This is a genomic window from Thiocystis violacea (genome assembly GCF_016583575.1).
GTDB classification, from domain to species: Bacteria; Pseudomonadota; Gammaproteobacteria; order Chromatiales; family Chromatiaceae; genus Thiocystis; species Thiocystis violacea.
Genome location: NZ_NRRG01000011.1, coordinates 40,727 through 57,057 on the forward strand (window position 1 = coordinate 40,727; position 16,331 = coordinate 57,057).

Sequence of the window (16,331 nt, forward strand, 5' to 3'; positions counted from 1 at the left end):
GGCTGCAGCACCGATCTCGCCGCAGGCATCCGATTTACGGCAACCCAACCTGTCGGAGCCCAGGTTTCAGTGTCTGGAAACACGATTCAAGGAGACGCTCTATCCGCCAGTCCCGGTGACCGGAACTGAGACGATCCCGGCGCTGGCGCCGGAGTGGCCAGTAGCAGGAACTGCCATATCCCTAGCCGAACATGACCTCTAAACTCGTGCCCTGTCCAGGGCCGGAGATACAACCGAACGTCGTCTCCGGTACGGGTCTCTCATTGGCCCCGGAGGATCTCGCCGGCCGCCAGCTGCGGTATCTCACGGAGATCCTTGGCCACCCCACCCCGGAACCAGACGCTGTCCCTTGGCATTGGGCCGCTGAACAGCTTCGGCAACTCGAGTTCCCGATCGGTCAGGGGCGGGGCGTCGTCCAGATACGGCCGTCATTTGGTCGTGACAGTCGTTCCGCTCCGCTCCGATGCGTTATCTAATTCGCCGCGACCATTCCATCGCTTCCATGTCTTGCTCCTCATCGCCCCGATCAAGCTCGGTCGGGAGTGAGCGGCGTCATCCCCTCGCGGAACCGCGTCCGCTCCACGAACGCGGCCCATTCCTCCGCGTCCAGATCCGCCGCTATCGCTAGCCGGCGCCGGTTCGCCCATGGATCCGCATCACCTTGAGCCTGTCCGCGTCCGCATCCGGGTTTGTCCTTGCGCCCGCCCTGTCGCATCATGCGCCTCCCCTGAGTGACTGGACCAAGATCGCCGATGTCGGACACCCCCATCTATAACGCCGAGGGCCTGGAACGACGCCCCCTGAAGGATTTCACCGAGAAGGCGTACCTGGACTATTCCATGTACGTCATCCTCGATCGCGCGCTGCCGCATGTGGGCGATGGGCTCAAGCCGGTGCAGCGGCGCATCCTCTACGCCATGTCGGAGCTGGGGCTGGCGGCGACCGCCAAGTTCAAGAAGTCCGCGCGCACCGTCGGCGACGTGCTGGGCAAGTTCCATCCGCACGGGGACTCGGCCTGTTACGAGGCCATGGTGCTGATGGCGCAGCCCTTCAGCTATCGCTATCCGCTGGTGGACGGGCAGGGCAACTGGGGTTCGCCGGACGATCCCAAGTCCTTCGCCGCCATGCGCTATACCGAGTCGCGCCTGACGCCCTATGCCGAGCTGCTGCTCGGCGAAGTGGATCAGGGGACGGTGGATTGGCAGCCCAATTTCGACGGCACCCTGGAGGAGCCCCGGCTGCTTCCGGCCCGTCTGCCTAATCTGCTGCTCAACGGCGCGACCGGTATCGCGGTGGGCATGGCGACCGACATCCTCCCGCACAATCTGCGCGAGGTGGCGCGCGCCTGCATCCATCTTCTGAAGCATCCCGAGGCGACCCTGGAGGAACTGGTCCGCTTCATTCCCGGACCGGACTTCCCGACCGCAGGCGAGATCGTGACCGCGCCGGATGAGTTGCTGAAGCTCTACCGCACCGGCAACGGCGGCGTGAAACAGCGCGCCCGCTATGAGCTGGAGCGGGGCGACATCGTCATCACCGCGCTGCCCTATCAGGTCTCGGGCAGTCGGGTGCTGGAACAGATCGCGGCGCAGTTCAACGCCAAGAAGCTGCCCATGATCGAGGACTTCCGCGACGAGTCCGACCATGAGTTTCCGACCCGTCTGGTGATCGTCCCGCGTTCCAATCGGGTCGATACCGAGCGTCTCATGTCGCATCTGTTCGCCACCACCGACCTGGAGCGCAGCTATCGGGTCAACATGAACGTGATCGGTCTGAACGGCCGCCCGCGCGTCATGGACCTGCGCGAGATCCTGGTCGAGTGGCTGCTCTATCGCACCGAGACGGTGCGCCGGCGCTTGCGGCATCGGCTGGAGAAGGTGCTGGAGCGCCTGCACCTCCTCGAAGGGTTGCTGATCGCCTTTCTCAATATCGACGAGGTGATCCGCATCGTTCGCACCGAGGACGAGCCCAAGCCGGTGCTCATGGCGCGCTTCGCTCTGACCGAGCTTCAGGCCGACTATGTGCTCAACACCCGGCTGCGTCAGTTGGCGCGGCTGGAGGAATTCAAGATTCGCGCCGAGCAGGCCGAGCTGGCGGAGGAGCGCGACGGTCTGCAAGTGCTCCTCGGGGACGAGCGGGCCTTGAAGGGCCTGATCCGCGACGAGATTACCGCCGATGCCGAGAAGTATGGCGACGCCCGGCGCTCGCCGCTGGTCGCGCGCACCGCCGCCGCCGCCATCGACGAGACCGATCTGGCCCCGAGCGAGCCGGTGACCGTGGTCCTGTCGGAGAAGGGCTGGGTGCGGGCGGCCAAGGGACATGAGGTGGATGCCGCCGGGCTCAGTTACCGCTCGGGCGACGGCTTTCTCAGTCTGGCGCGGCTGCGCAGCAACCAGACCGTCGTCTTCCTGGACTCCACCGGGCGCAGCTACGCCTTGCCGGCCCATACCCTGCCATCCGCGCGCGGGCAGGGCGAGCCGCTGACCGGCCGGCTCGATCCGCCCCAGGGCGCGCGGTTCGTGGCGCTGCTGGGCGACGCCCCGGAGGCGCGTTATCTGCTCGCCTCGGACGCCGGCTACGGTTTCATCGTGCGTCTGGAGGATCTGATCGCCAAGCCCAAGGGCGGCAAGGCGGTGCTGACCCTGCCCGCCGGCGCGGGACTGCTGGCCCCGGTTCCGCTCGGCGAACCCGCTTCCGCCCGGCTGGCGGCGGCCACCAGCGCTGGCCACCTGCTGCTTTTCCCGGTCGAGGAACTGCCCGAGATGGCACGCGGCAAGGGCAACAAGATCATCGGTCTCCCGCCCGGCAAGGGCGGCGCGCGCGAGGAGCGGATGGTGGCGGTGGCGGTGGTTCCGGAGGGCGGCAGCCTGACGGTGCTCTCCGGTAAACGCGGTTTCACCCTCAAGCCCGCCGACCTGGATCTCTATCAGGGCGAGCGGGGACGGCGCGGAAAACTCCTGCCGCGCGGTTTCCAGCGGGTGGATGGCTTGACGAGCGGCTAGGCGCAGGGCGTCTCGCGAGGCCCCGCCTGGGCGCGTCCCTGGCTCAGCCCGACCGGCACTGGGCGACGAAGGGGCATTCCTCGCGCCAGCAGTCTCCATCATGCAGGTTCGTCCAGGTCGTCTCGCAGCAGTCGCTCGAACAGATGGGGTCGGCGGCGCTCGCATCCGCTACGGCCGGCTGGTCACCGCCGTTACGCACGCATAGACAGGTCGCGGTTTGTCGTGGGATCTCGTCCTCTTGGAGAGAACTGGCTTCCGGCGGTGGCGTGCTCGCCGGGGCCTCCTCGTCAGCGGACTCCTCGGCGATCTCCGGCTCGGATGGGGATTGGGCGCGCGCGTTTGGATTCTCGGTGAAGGGCCGGCTGGGCGTGAGGAAGGCGCGGGTTCCGGCGGATCGGAGGGCGCCATCCGACGACGGCCATTCGGCCACGACCGCGATCTCCTTGAAGCTCGGATCCAGATGCGAGGTGACGGTCCATCGGCGGCTGAAGGTCGTGCCGTCTCCGGTCGTCGCGGGCGGGGTGTCGCTACCGTCGCGCAGGCCGGCATAGTCGATCGCGGCCTGGCCCCGGAGTTCCTCGATCTTGTCGAGCGCCAGGTTGACGGCCGTGGTCTGGGCCTTGGTCGAGCGTCTGTTCTCGTGCAGATCACCCTGGAACTGGGCGAGCGCCAGGAGGCCGGAGGTCAGTACCGTGAGCGAGATCAACGCCTCGTTCAGGCTGAATCCGTGCTGGGTCCGAGTTCGACCCGGTCCAGGCCGGGCCTTGCGTCTCATCTTGGTGTCGCTCATTCCCAGTCCCTCCAGGTGCCTGGAACGCGGGTCGCCCCGTTGATGACCCGAAAGGCGGTGTTCAGGGCACTGCCGGCGCCCTGATCCGTCTCGATGAAGACGGAGCCCTCGGCGGGCGCCTGGACATCGCCTTCCCAGATCACGGCGCCTTGGATCCTCGCCCCACCCCAGCCCTGACCGGCGCAGGCCGTGGGGGATTCGAAATAGACGATGCCGTGGATCTGGATATCCCGATCGAAGGACGGACAGCCGCTGTCGCTCGGGACGATCAGGAGGATCGGCTGGCTGGGCGCGCCGATCGTTCGGCTGTCGACGCCGTCCTCGCCCAGGCAGCTATCCACGATGTTCGTGGAGTCGATCGCGCCCGTCGCGCGGATCAGATAGATCCCGGGTGCCTGGCTGGAGCCACAGGGAATGCTGTCGGTGAAGACGTGACCGGCATTCTCCGCGTGTTGCTTCGTCTCATCGAGCGGCATGGCGAAGACCTGCTCCCAGGCGCAGTGCGTTCCAGGACAGCCGTCGAAACGAGCGCGTCGAAAGGCGCCGCTGGAACCCTTCTCGTCCGGGCTCAGGACGCGATCGAGGTTGTGATCCTGCCAGGTGGAGACCTCGATGCTCCCGCGCGGGAGGCAGGCGGTGTCGGCGCCGGTTCGCGCCGCGCTCGCGGTTTCGTCCAGGAGGAACAGCTCGATGGACGCGGTTGGCTCGCTCATGCAGCCGGCGAGTACCAGAGGCGCGGGCATGGTCGTTTCCAGCGCGGTGTCGAACAGCCCGGTCTGAATGAAACACTCCCAGGCGACGGCCGTGATGCCGGGGTCATGGACCGCGCTCGCGCGCGAACGGACACAGATGGCATTGGCGCGTTGCGCGAGCGCGAGATCGATCCTGAACGTCTGGCCATTCGTCCCGATCACATCGGGAGCCGCGAGCGGCTCGCCGTCCGGCGTCCAGACCCGTTCCGCCAGCCAGGCCAGGGCGTAATCCAGCCCCGCTTGCGCGGCCTGCTGGACCCCGGTCGCCTCCTGCTCGTTGGTGGCGATGCGTTGCTCGACGATCCCGGTGCGCCCGGCGCTGAAGGCGAGAATCCCCGCGCCCATCAGCAGGAGCAGGCCGAAGAGCAGGGTCATGGAACCCTTCTCGCGAGAACCTGGAGGCGGTCGGCCAGGCGTCATGGTCTTGCCCGGTGCGGTCATGGTGTCGGTGCGGCCAGGGGGGCAGGGGTCAGGACATAACGATCGTTACGCACGGCGACGCTCGTCGAGAGCTCGCGGGTGCTTGTGGCCTCACCGACGAGCCGGCCGGCGAGATCGATCGTGACGGAACGGATGTGCTGGCAGAGATCCTCTGGCTGGCAGGGGTCCGTTCTCGATTTGTCGGGGTTGGCATTGCGGGTCACGGAGGTTAAGGCGAAGCGCAGCTCCGTGATCTCGATGTCCGGGCTGGTGATGCGCTCCCAGCGTCCGGTGTCGCAGCCGAAGGTGACGTCATCCGGCCCCAGGCGCCCCACGCGCATGTCGATGCCGCCCCGGCGATAACGAAAGCCGAACATCTCCATCTCGATCGAGCGGGTGGCTTTGGCCGCTGTCGGTGGGTACCAGGCGCGCCAGGCATAGGGCTCCTGGTTCGAGGCCGCGAAGGGCGCGGCCTCGGGCCGCGGGCAGTCCGGCTCGCTCGCGTTCTTGTCGCAGGCCCGGATCCCGACGCGGCCATCGGAATCCAGATCATGGCCATAGGTCAGACAACTCCCCACCTGAAGATGCGACAGGCAATCCCCCGAGGCGTGGTGGACGGTACAGACCGAGGCGGCGCAGTCCCCGGTGGCGCCGGCCGTGTCCACGCAGAGGTCGTTGTTGATCGCGCCGTGGCGACCTTGAAAGGGGTTGTGGATTGGCGCCAGATCCAGTGCGTCGGTCCTGCCGTCGGCGTTCGTGTCGAAATTTCCCGCTCCTTGCTCGTCCGTCCCCAGGTCGGTCCAGTCGAAGCGGCCGTCCGCGTTGGCGTCGCCTTGCTGATCGAGGTCCAGGAAGTCCCAGTAGCCGGCCCGGCGGATGTCGGTTCGCATCAGGTCCAGCGCGGCGCGCAGTTCCTGGTCGAGGCGTGCGTTCATCAGGGTGTCGCGAGCGCCTTCCGAGATCATGAGATAGGTCTGCAGCGAGGCGGAGAGCACCAGCGTGCCGACGGCCAGTCCAACCATCAGCCCGGTGAGCGTCACCCCGGACTGGCGGCGGCGAGGCCTCGGCGTCTCAGTCGCCACAGGAGTCATAGCCTGGGAGATCGCCCGATGAGGTGCAGAGACGCACCCGACCGAGCCGCGACAGCACCACCCGGATCGCCGAGCCCTGGCTGGAGGTCAGGGCCAGGCTTCCATTGAGCGCGGTGGCGCGGCGTGGCTCGAAGCGGGTGGCGGTAAAGGTCGCGTCCAGCCGCACGCCGGGGAAATCCACGCCCGAGACACGCTTGAGCGAACAGGCGCGGGCGGCTCCGGACGGAGCGCGGCAGTCGCAGAGCGCGCCTGGCTCATCGACGCCATAGCACCAGTGATCGAGATCGAGACTGAACTGGAGGACGCGGTTGCGCTTGATGGCCTCCGAGCGGGTCCACTGAAGATCCTCCGCGACCGCGTGCGCCGCGGCCTTGAGCCGATTGCGCGCGATCATCGTTCCCATGGAGGGGACGGCGACGGCGAGCAGCAGCGCCAGGATGGCGATCGCGACGATCAATTCGAGTAGGGTGAGGCCCTTGGCCGGACGCGGTCCGGTGGGCGGCATGAACGATTCCGGTCTTCTCACCAGCATTCCCGAGGCTCCCGTTGACCGTCCTGGTCGATCGTCAGAGGGTGGCAGGGGACGCCCCGCGCCTGGTCCCTGGTCTGATCGCCGAGCGGTTCCGCGTGCGCCAGGAACCCGGACGCATCGACCTCCGACAACCGCAAGGCATAGTGCCCATCCTGGCTGAGCGCGCTCAGGCCGAGTCTGTTGGTGGACGCGGATACCGGATCGCAGCGTCGCGTGCCATCGATCCCGACGGCGTAGCTGGAACAGTTGGCGCGGAATTTCTCCTGCGCGATGGCCAGCTTCATCAACGCCGTCTGGCCGTCGGCGCGGCGCGCCTGCCGGATCTGCTGCTGGAACGACGGCAGGGCCAGGGCCGCGAGGATCGCGACGATGGACAAGGCGACCAGCACCTCGATCAAGGTGAATCCCCCGCCGTGGCGTGGAACCGGATCGAGGCGACGATGGCGCTTGATCGTGTTCATTCGTGCGTTTCGTGAATGGCTTTGGTAGGCACGAAAAGTGATTTCATGATGCTCGCAACAGTCGTCACACGGAAACATCGGAATGCCCATAGGCGAAACGATTTGAATCCGATCAAGTGAATTCGCCAATCTCTTCCGGCCGTACGCAGCTATGACGCGCGTCATTTGTCAATGATTCGTGTGTGAGTTGGCTTGATAACCGATCCTGGATGCTCTGTCCAGCCCTGTGTCTGCATTTCTCTTTTCGTGTTCTTTATGCCCGCCGTCGAGCGAGCGGCACCGGGCGCGGCGTCTGGCGTGATGGACGCGCGCCGCGACGCGCTTCGAGTATCATGAGCGCTTCTGGAGGCTTCGCCGTCGGCGGGGGCTCCAGCATGAACAACCCGTCTAGAGGGGGGCCTTCCTTGCTTGATTTGATTTATGCCGGTGGCTGGCTGATGGTGCCGATCATCGCCTGCTCGATCATCGCCACCGCGATCGTGATCGAACGGGCCTGGACCCTGCGTCGCGCTCGCATCATGCCGGAGAACCTGGTCGCGCGGATCTGGCAACTGCATCGGGAGAAGGCATTGACCGACGACCTGATCCTGGAGATCCGCGACAGCTCGCCGCTCGGGCGGATCCTGGCCGCCGGCCTGATCAATCGCCATCATTCGCACGCGGTGATGAAGGAGGCCATCCACGATTCCGGCCGTCATGTGGTCGCCAGGCTTGAGCGTTTTCTCAACACCCTCGGCACCGTCGCCTCGGTCGCGCCGCTGCTGGGCCTGCTCGGGACCGTGCTCGGGATGATCGACGTCTTCGGCGTCATCATGGAGGTGGGCTCCGGCAATGCCGGTGTGCTGGCCGGCGGCATCTCCAAGGCGCTGATCACGACCGCGGCCGGACTCTCGGTCGCGATCCCGGCGCTCATGTTCCATCGCTTCTTCGACAACAAGGTCGACCGTCTCGCCATGGACATGGAGGAGCAGGCCCTACGCCTGGTCGAGGTTCTCAAGGGGCGGCGCGAGGCGTCGGGAGAGCTGGCCCGATGAATCTGCGTCCCCGCCGTCGCGAGCGATCCGACATCAATCTGACACCCTTGATCGACGTCGTCTTTCTGCTGCTGATCTTCTTCATGGTCTCGACCACCTTCAAGGACGAGGCGCGTCTGCGGGTACAGTTACCGCAGGCCCAGGGCGATGAGATTCCGGCCGAGGAGCCGGACATGATCCAGATTGTCATCGACCGGGCTGGCCGATTTTTCGTCAACGATATCGAGCTCGTCGACATCAAGACGGCGGCCCTGGCACGGGTGCTGATCGAGCAGCGCGGCCAGGACACGACGATGCCGGTGCTGATCCAGGCGGACGCCAATACCCCGCATCAGGCGGTCATGACCGCCATGGACGCGGCCAGTCAGGCGGGTCTGCACCGCATCGCTTTCGCGGCGACCCGACCCGATGGCGAGGCTCCATGACGAAGGATCCGTCCCTCTCGCCCGCCGACGCCAAACTCATCTATCGGCGCCTCCTGGGCTATGTCCGGCCCTATTGGCGGATGTTCGGCGTCTCCATCCTCGGGATGCTGATCTTCGCCGCCACCGAGCCCCTGTTCGCGGCCATGATGAAACCGCTGATCGACGGCAGTTTCGTCGATCGGAACATCGAGATGGTCCGTCTGATGCCCTGGCTGCTGGTCGGGCTGTTCCTGGTCCGGGGCATCGCCGGCTTCATCAATACCTATTGCCTGAGCTGGGTCGGACGGCGGGTGGTGGCCGATCTGCGTCAGCGGATGTTCGAGCATCTGCTGCGCGCGCCGACCCGCTTCTACGACAACCATGGCTCCGGGCACCTGCTCGCCAAGCTCACCTACAACGTCGAGAACGTCGCCAACGCCGCGACCTCGGCGGTCACCACGCTGGTGCGCGACGGTTTTACCGTGATCGGCCTCATGGCCTTCATGCTCTATCTGAACGCGGCGCTCTCGATGATCTTCCTGGTGATCGGTCCGGTCATGGCCGGCGCGGTCAAGTACGCCACCAAGCGCTTCCGTCGTCACAGCCGGCGGATCCAGGATCGCGTCGGCGACCTGACCCATGTCGCCCAGGAGGTGATCGACGGCCACCGGCTGGTCAAGGCGTTCGGCGGTCAGTCCAGGGAGGCGGCGCGCTTCAACTGGATCAATGAGAAAACCCGCTCGCTACAGATGAAGATGATCGCGACCGAGGCGGCGAGCGTGCCCCTGGTGCAGTTGATCTCGGCGGCGGCCATCGGGGTCGTGGTCTATCTCTCGACCATGCAGGGATTGAAGGAAAACCTCTCGGTCGGAACCTTCATGTCCTTCGTGGTCGCCATGGGGCTGCTGCTGCCGCCGGTCAAGCGTCTGACCTCGGTCAACGCCCAGTTGCAGCGCGGCATCATCGCGGCGGAGAGTCTGTTCGAGCTGATCGACTCCGAGGAGGAGGCGGATACCGGCCAGCGGACCCTGGCGCGGGCCGAGGGGCGGATCGAATATCGCGGCGTGAGTCACCTCTACAGCGAGGATAAGGCCCCGGCCGTGCGCGATCTGGATCTGATCGTCGAGCCGGGGGAGAAGATCGCGCTGGTCGGGCGCTCCGGCAGCGGCAAGAGCACCATCGCCAGTCTGCTGCCGCGTTTCTACGATCCGACGGCCGGCGAGATCCTCATCGATGGCGTCCCGATCCGCGACCTGACCCTGGCCAGCCTGCGCGCCCAGATCTCGCTGGTGAGCCAGGACGTGGTGCTCTTCAACGACAGCATCGCCAACAACATCGCCTACGGTCGCGCCGAGCCTCCGACCCTGGACGAGCTGGAACGGGTCGCCGCCAGCGCCCATGCGCTGGAGTTCATCGAGGCGCTGCCCAAGGGTTTCGAGACCCTGATCGGCGATCACGGCGTGCTGCTTTCCGGCGGTCAGCGCCAACGTCTGGCGATCGCCCGCGCCATGCTCAAGGACGCCCCGATCCTGGTCCTCGACGAGGCGACCTCCGCCCTGGACACCGAGGCCGAGCGCCACATCCAGGCCGCGCTGCGCGAGCTGATGGATCGCCGGACCACCCTGGTCATCGCCCACCGGCTCTCCACGATCGAGAACGCCGACCGCATCCTCGTCCTGCAGGACGGGCGTATCGTCGAGCAGGGTCGCCATGATGAACTGCTGGCGCTCGGCGGCTATTACGCCCGGCTGCATCGGTTGCAGTTCCATGATCTGCCCGAAACGCCGCCCGCGCTGTCCTGAGGGTCGGGCATGAGCATCGACCCCACGCCCATCTGGTACGGGCGTCACCCCATCTCCTGGCTGCTCCTGCCGTTGTCCTGGATCTATTGCGCCATCGTATGGCTGCGGCGGCTCGGTTACCAAAGGGGTTGGTTCGACAGCGAACGTCTGCCCGTTCCCGTGATCCTAGTCGGCAATCTCAGCGTGGGCGGCACCGGCAAGACGCCGCTGGTGCTGCTTCTGGTGGAATTGCTCAAGGAACTGGGCTGGACGCCGGGGATCATCACCCGTGGCTACGGCGGTCGGGCCGCGCACTGGCCCCAGCGCGTCTGGCCCGACAGCGATCCGGATCAACTCGGCGACGAGCCGCTGCTGCTCGCGCGCCGCTCCGGCTGCACGGTGGTGGCCGGTCCCGATCGCGTGGCGGCGGGCCGTCTGGCGATCCAGGAGGGCGGCTGCGATATCCTGGTGAGCGACGATGGTCTCCAGCACTATCGACTGGCGCGCGATCTGGAAATCGTCCTGATCGATGGGACGCGCGGCTTCGGCAATGGGCGTTGTCTGCCGGCCGGTCCACTGCGTGAGCCGCGCGGTCGGCTGGCCAGCGTGGATCTGGTGCTCTACAAGGATGGCGAGGGGCCAGGCTCCGCGATGCGTCTGATCCCGACCGAGGCGGTGAACCTCAAGTATCCCGAGCGTCGCCGCGCCCTGGCCGGGTTTCGCGGTCGGCCGATCCTCACGGTCGCCGGCATCGGTCATCCCGAGCGCTTCTTCGGTCTGCTGGAGGAAGCCGGTCTTGTGATTGAACGCGGCCCCTTTCCGGATCACCATCCCTATACCCAGGCCGACGGCGCGCGCTGGCGGGGGCGCACGGTCATCATGACCGAGAAGGACGCCGTCAAATGCGCCGCCTTCGCCGAGGAGGATCATTGGTATCTCCCGGTCGAGGCGGTGCTGGATCCGGATTTCGAGGCCCGTCTACTCGCCAAACTCAATGGTTTCAGTCATGGATAAAGGCTTCAAGGTCGTCATACCCGCCCGCTACGGATCCACTCGCCTGCCGGGCAAGCCCCTGCTGGAGATCGCCGGAAAGCCCATGATCGCGCGCGTGGTGGAGCGCGCGCGAGCGAGCGCGGCCGAGGAGGTGGTGGTCGCCACGGACGACAAACGGATTCAGAAGGCTTGCGCGGCCATCCAGGTCGAGGCGGTGCTGACGGATCCTGGTCATCGCAGCGGTTCCGATCGGATCGCCGAGGTGATCGAGCGACTCGGCTGGGACGACGATACCCTCGTCGTCAATCTCCAGGGCGACGAGCCCTGCATGCCATCCGCGCTCATCGATCAGGTCGCCGCCAATCTGCGCGCACTCGATGGCGTCGGCATGGCCACGCTGGCCCATCCCATCCGCGACAGCGCCACCCTCTTCGATCCTCATGTGGTCAAGGTCGCGATCACGGCCGCCGGGTTCGCCCTTTACTTCTCCAGGGCGCCGATTCCCTGGCATCGCGACGAGTTCATGGGCAAGCGCGCCAACCTGCCGAAATCGGTCGATTTTCTCCGGCACATCGGGCTCTACGCCTACCGGGTCGCCTTCCTGAAACGCTACATCGCGCTTGAACCATCCCCGCTGGAAATCGCCGAATCGCTGGAACAGCTCCGCGCGCTCTGGCATGGCGAGTCGATTCATGTCGGACTGGCGGCCGAGACGCCGGGGCCGGGCGTGGATACGGCCGACGATCTGGCGAGGGTCGTCAGCTATCTCGCCGCCGATTGACGGCTCCCGCGGCCACTCGATGTCGGCGATCGGTTTGTTCGGATGGCCGACATCGAGATGAAGCGTCCTCAACGATCCGTGAATACTCTCGACCCAAGCCAACAGCGTAAAGTTGTATCAGGCTTTTAACACTTCGCTTCTCGCAGGCCACGCGACCCAGTCGCCGCCGGCATCCATCTCGCTGGATTCCTCGATCAACCCCGCTGAATTCGCCTCCTGACTTCGCTCAACCTGGAACTTGTGGTTGAACCGCGAAGAACGCAAATAATTCGAATTTTTCAATGTCTTGTCCTTGTGTCGGCACTTGCCGGAAGGGTGAGCGACGCGCATCAAATACATCCTGGTTTTTCTGAGTGTCCTTAAGCCTTTGCGGTTCCAATGGCCGGATTTAGGTTCACGCCTGCTAGGACGGGCCGATCATGGGCGTTTTTTCGCGCGCGTGCGGCACCCTTCGGATGATCGGTAATCGATTCGCAAGAGATTGATAACTAATAATAGTTGATGCGGTGGCCAGGGATTCACGCTGGTTTTCGTGGGACGACTGGGCGACTGTTCCACCGAATGAGGACACATGCGGCTTGTTCCTTGCTTTGGCTGGGGTGCTGTCATACCCCCTGGCGCCTCTCCGATCCTGTAGGAGGACGCTCGGTCCTTTTGGAACGCCGTTACACGCAATGCGAGGTTCAATGTGTATTCATCATCGTTCATGAGCAGGCTCGATGGCCGATGTTTGGTCTTCGCCCTATTGACCGTTGGCGCGTTACCAGCCGTCGCCCAGATCAGCTTCAGCAATGTCACATCGACGTCGGGGATAGAGGAATCCGGAGAGACCTTTAGCTCCGGCTGGGGAGATTTCGACGGCGATGGTTTTCCCGACCTCTTCGAGAATAAGCACCAGTACACTCCAACCGCGGTGTTCTTCAATCAGGCCAATCCAGGCGCGCCTGGCGGCCGTGGCTTTACCGACCTGGCCGAGCAGGTTCTGCTCAACCAACCCTCGCTCCTCGTCGACACCCATGGCATGACCACGGCCGATTGGGACAACGACAGCGACGCCGACGTGCTCGAGGTGACCGGCGCCGGCTACGTTTTCCCCGTGTGGGTCAATGACGGCTCGGGCAATCTTACCAACCAGTCGGGTCAGCTCGGGTTCCTTTATCCGACGACCTGGAATCGCAGTGGGCGGCCACCGACCGGCGGACGGAGCGGTCTCTTCTTCGACTACAACAACGACGGCCGATTGGATGCCCTGGTCACGGCGCGGGACAACTACGCGGCCTATCGGACGCCGACGGCGGTCTTTCGCCAGGATCTGTTGAGCGGCAATCCCAATTTCGTCCTCGACGAGTCGACCGGCGTCGATCTCGTCAATGATGTCGCCTGCGAGTCCGCCATGATGGCGGAACTGTCTGGCGACGGGGTGCTGGATCTCATCTGTAGCGATGCCTCCAGGATCAGTCGGATCTGGGACACCACGACACTTCCGTTCGGAGACCTGCGTTCGATCGTCGGTGACGATATCTTCAATCGCTATCCGGCGGATCTGGCGATCGGCGACTTCAACGGCGATCTGCGTACCGACATCATGGCGCCGACCTTCTGGGGCGCCGACTACGGCGGCAATCTGGTCAGCACGGTCGATGGGCGAACCCTGCATGGTTGGTTCGGCACCAATGTTCCCTACAACAGCGGATTCAACTTCACCGCCAGCGGCAACGTAACCTTCGAATTCGACTGGTGGACCGCGCCCGCCAACATCTTCATCGGCGCCAGCGGCACCAATCCGGCCTTGAACACCGATCTGCCGATCATGCCGCAACAGGGTGTCGGTCACGGCGATCCCCATCATGTCGTGGTTACCCTCACGCAGGCCCAGGCCGCTGGGCTGATGACCCCGAATGCCGCCGATACCAAGGGCGTCTACATCGGCTACGTCAATGGCCAATGGCAGGTGCGTTTCTCACGAATCAACAATTGGAACATCGGGATGGTCGTCTCGGCGCAGACCAGCCTGTCCCAGGTTACCGCCGTCGGCGGAACCAAGGTCGGGCAGGGCACCACCGGCAACGTGCTCCTGTACCTTCAGGACCAGAATCACGAGCTGGTGTATACCACCGGTCGAGTGCAGGCCGTCAACCGCTCCTGCAACGCGGCGGCCGCCGCGGATTTAGACAACGACATGGATCTGGACGTCTACTTCGCCTGTACCGGCGAGCTCTCCAATCTGCCTAACGTCCTCTACATGAATCAAGGCACCGGAAACTTCGTGCCCGTACCCCAAGCGGGCGGTGCCGAGGGTCAGATGCCCTTCGGCAAGGCCGAGGCGGTGATGACGGCGGACTACGACCAGGATTGCCGGATGGACATGTACGTGACCAACGGGCATCACTTCCGGCCCTTCTCCTACGCCGGCATTCACCAGCTATTCCGTAATACCACGGCGAACAGCAACCATTGCATCCAACTCGACCTGGTGGGCACGGCGTCCAACCGGGACGGTATCGGCGCCATTATCTATGCCCATACCCCGGACGGTCGGATTCAGATGCGGGAGCAGTCCAATGGCATGCACAAAAAGGCGCAGGACTTCAAAAGGGTCCATTTCGGTCTGGGTTCCAATCAACTTGTCGACATCGAGGTGCATTGGCCGAGTGGCGAGGAGGACTATTTCTCCGGACTCAGCGTGGATCAGGTCGTTCAGCTCACCGAGGGAACCGGCGATCTGTCCCCGAGCTACAGCCTCGCGGTCAACAGCGTAACGGTGAACGAGGGACCGACGGGTCAGCAGGCGGAGTTCACGGTGACCCTCTCGCCCGCGCCGGGCACGGGTGAGTCGGTCAATGTCAACTACCAGACGAGCAACGGCAGCGCGCTGGCGGGCAGCGACTACACCACGACCTCGGGGACGCTGACCTTCCTGGCCGGGCAGATCACGAAAACGGTGACGGTGCCGATCCTGAACGACAGCACCCCGGAGAGCACGGAGACGTTCACGCTGGGGGTGAGCAGCGCGGTCACCAGTGCCGCGACCGGCACGGCCACCATCCAGGACGACGACAGTAACGGCAGCGGGCCGGCCTGTGGCGCCCCGGCCTACAGCACCACCACGGATCGGGCGGCCTTCCTCTGGAACGACTGCGGCACCGACGTCTGGCACCTGCGCATCAGCGGTGGCAGCAATCCGCAATATCCGCGTCACCTCGGCAGTATCGAATCCAGCCAGGCGTTCGCGGCGGTGAGCGGCTTCTCGATCGAGGCCAACGACGTGCTCAACACCAGTCAGGCGAATCGGATTGCCTTTGATCTGGCGGTGGGCGGTACCTTCGAGGACGGCATCAACTTCACCCTGGCTTCGGGGGCGAGCGCCTGCTTCGCCCTGACCTCGCCGACCACGCTTCCAGTGTTCGCCGGGGCGGATCGTCAGCCGGTGAATGCCCAGGTAGGGCTGCCTGGCTTCGGGGTCTGCGCCGGGGGGGCCAGCCATACGGTCAGTGTCCAGAACCTCAGCGTGAACGAGGGACCGGAGGGTCAGGAGGGGGTGTTCACGGTGACCCTTTCCCCCGCGCCGGGCATGGGTGAGCAGGTCGATGTCAACTACCAGACGGTCAACGGCAGCGCGCTGGCGGGCAGCGACTACACCGCGACCTCGGGGACGCTGACCTTCCTGGCGGGCGATACCGAGCAGACGGTGGCGGTGCCGATCCTGAACGATGAGGTCGCCGAGAGCACGGAGAGCTTCACGCTGGAGGTAAGCGGTGCCGACACCAACACGGCGACCGGCACGGGGACCATCCTGGACGATGATGGCGGCAGCGGGCCGGCCTGTGGCGCGCCGAGCTACAGCACCACCACGGATCGGGCGGCCTTCCTCTGGAACGACTGCGGTACCGACGTCTGGCACCTGCGCATCAGCGGTGGCAGCAATCCGCAATATCCGCGTCACCTCGGCAGCATCGAATCCAGCCAGGCGTTCGCGGCGGTGAGCGGCTTCTCGATCGAGGCCAACGACGTGCTCAACACCAGTCAGGCGAATCGGATTGCCTTTGATCTGGCGGTGGGCGGCACCTTCGAGGACGGCATCAACTTCACCCTGGCTTCGGGGGCGAGCGCCTGCTTCGCCCTGACCTCGCCGACCACGCTTCCGGTGTTCGCCGGGGCGGATCGTCAGCCGGTGGATCCCGAGGTCGGGATTCCAGGGTTTGGGGTATGCACGCCTTAGTTGCTGGAGCAGGGACGGTAAACGCCCGAGGATCCTAGCGGGCCATCGGAGGAGGGGTGGTCACCGCCGGC

13 protein-coding genes are annotated in these 16,331 nt (G+C 65.2%); 7 read left to right on the plus strand and 6 right to left on the minus strand.

Annotated elements, in window-relative coordinates:
• The first annotated feature begins 752 nt into the window (after positions 1-752).
• The gene (parC, locus tag CKO27_RS07615) at positions 753-3,002 is read left to right on the plus strand and encodes a DNA topoisomerase IV subunit A (protein WP_200374280.1); all 2,250 of its coding nucleotides are present in this window, start codon (positions 753-755) and stop codon (positions 3,000-3,002) included.
• 43 nt (positions 3,003-3,045) lie between these two features.
• Here the strand turns inward: parC and CKO27_RS07620 are convergent, their stop codons facing one another.
• From CKO27_RS07620 to CKO27_RS07640, 5 genes are all read right to left on the minus strand, one after another.
• On the minus strand, positions 3,046-3,792 hold the full coding sequence (locus tag CKO27_RS07620) for a type IV pilus modification PilV family protein (RefSeq protein ID WP_200374281.1): 747 nt from the start codon (positions 3,790-3,792) through the stop codon (positions 3,046-3,048).
• A complete protein-coding gene (locus CKO27_RS07625) occupies positions 3,789-4,919 on the minus strand; it encodes a hypothetical protein (protein WP_242470786.1) in 1,131 nt (376 codons plus the stop codon). Before CKO27_RS07625 ends, CKO27_RS07620 begins: the two co-directional genes overlap by 4 nt.
• 62 nt (positions 4,920-4,981) lie before the next feature.
• Positions 4,982-6,055 (minus strand): PilW family protein, encoded by a 1,074-nt coding sequence (locus CKO27_RS07630; RefSeq protein ID WP_420825821.1) that lies wholly within the window; start codon positions 6,053-6,055, stop codon positions 4,982-4,984.
• Positions 6,036-6,560, minus strand: a complete 525-nt coding sequence (locus CKO27_RS07635; protein WP_242470787.1) for a GspH/FimT family pseudopilin — start codon at positions 6,558-6,560, stop codon at positions 6,036-6,038. Before CKO27_RS07635 ends, CKO27_RS07630 begins: the two co-directional genes overlap by 20 nt.
• Positions 6,561-6,577: 17 nt before the next feature.
• Positions 6,578-7,048, minus strand: a complete 471-nt coding sequence (locus CKO27_RS07640) for a type IV pilin protein (protein WP_200374284.1) — start codon at positions 7,046-7,048, stop codon at positions 6,578-6,580.
• Positions 7,049-7,452: 404 nt separating this feature from the next.
• Between CKO27_RS07640 and CKO27_RS07645 the strand changes: the two genes are divergently transcribed.
• Genes CKO27_RS07645 through kdsB form a run of 5 tightly spaced genes read left to right on the plus strand, consistent with a single transcriptional unit; the run spans position 7,453 to position 12,041 of the window.
• Entirely contained in the window at positions 7,453-8,082 is a 630-nt protein-coding gene (locus CKO27_RS07645) for a MotA/TolQ/ExbB proton channel family protein (RefSeq protein WP_200374285.1), read from the plus strand.
• Positions 8,079-8,507: an ExbD/TolR family protein gene (locus CKO27_RS07650; RefSeq protein WP_200374286.1), complete on the plus strand. Its 429-nt coding sequence runs from the start codon at positions 8,079-8,081 to the stop codon at positions 8,505-8,507. The genes CKO27_RS07645 and CKO27_RS07650 overlap by 4 nt, the downstream gene beginning before the upstream one ends.
• The gene (gene msbA / locus CKO27_RS07655; protein WP_200374287.1) at positions 8,504-10,288 is read left to right on the plus strand and encodes a lipid A export permease/ATP-binding protein MsbA; all 1,785 of its coding nucleotides are present in this window, start codon (positions 8,504-8,506) and stop codon (positions 10,286-10,288) included. Before CKO27_RS07650 ends, msbA begins: the two co-directional genes overlap by 4 nt.
• Positions 10,289-10,297: 9 nt before the next feature.
• Complete coding sequence (lpxK, locus tag CKO27_RS07660; RefSeq protein WP_200374288.1) at positions 10,298-11,281, plus strand: tetraacyldisaccharide 4'-kinase; 984 nt, start codon at positions 10,298-10,300, stop codon at positions 11,279-11,281.
• Complete coding sequence (gene kdsB, locus CKO27_RS07665; protein WP_200374289.1) at positions 11,274-12,041, plus strand: 3-deoxy-manno-octulosonate cytidylyltransferase; 768 nt, start codon at positions 11,274-11,276, stop codon at positions 12,039-12,041. The genes lpxK and kdsB overlap by 8 nt, the downstream gene beginning before the upstream one ends.
• Positions 12,042-12,158: 117 nt before the next feature.
• Here kdsB and CKO27_RS07670 read toward each other — a convergent pair whose 3' ends face one another.
• On the minus strand, positions 12,159-12,371 hold the full coding sequence (locus CKO27_RS07670; RefSeq protein ID WP_200374290.1) for a hypothetical protein: 213 nt from the start codon (positions 12,369-12,371) through the stop codon (positions 12,159-12,161).
• Between the two features lie 376 nt (positions 12,372-12,747).
• Between CKO27_RS07670 and CKO27_RS07675 the strand changes: the two genes are divergently transcribed.
• Positions 12,748-16,260, plus strand: a complete 3,513-nt coding sequence (locus tag CKO27_RS07675) for a Calx-beta domain-containing protein (RefSeq protein WP_200374291.1) — start codon at positions 12,748-12,750, stop codon at positions 16,258-16,260.
• Positions 16,261-16,331: the final 71 nt, after the last annotated feature.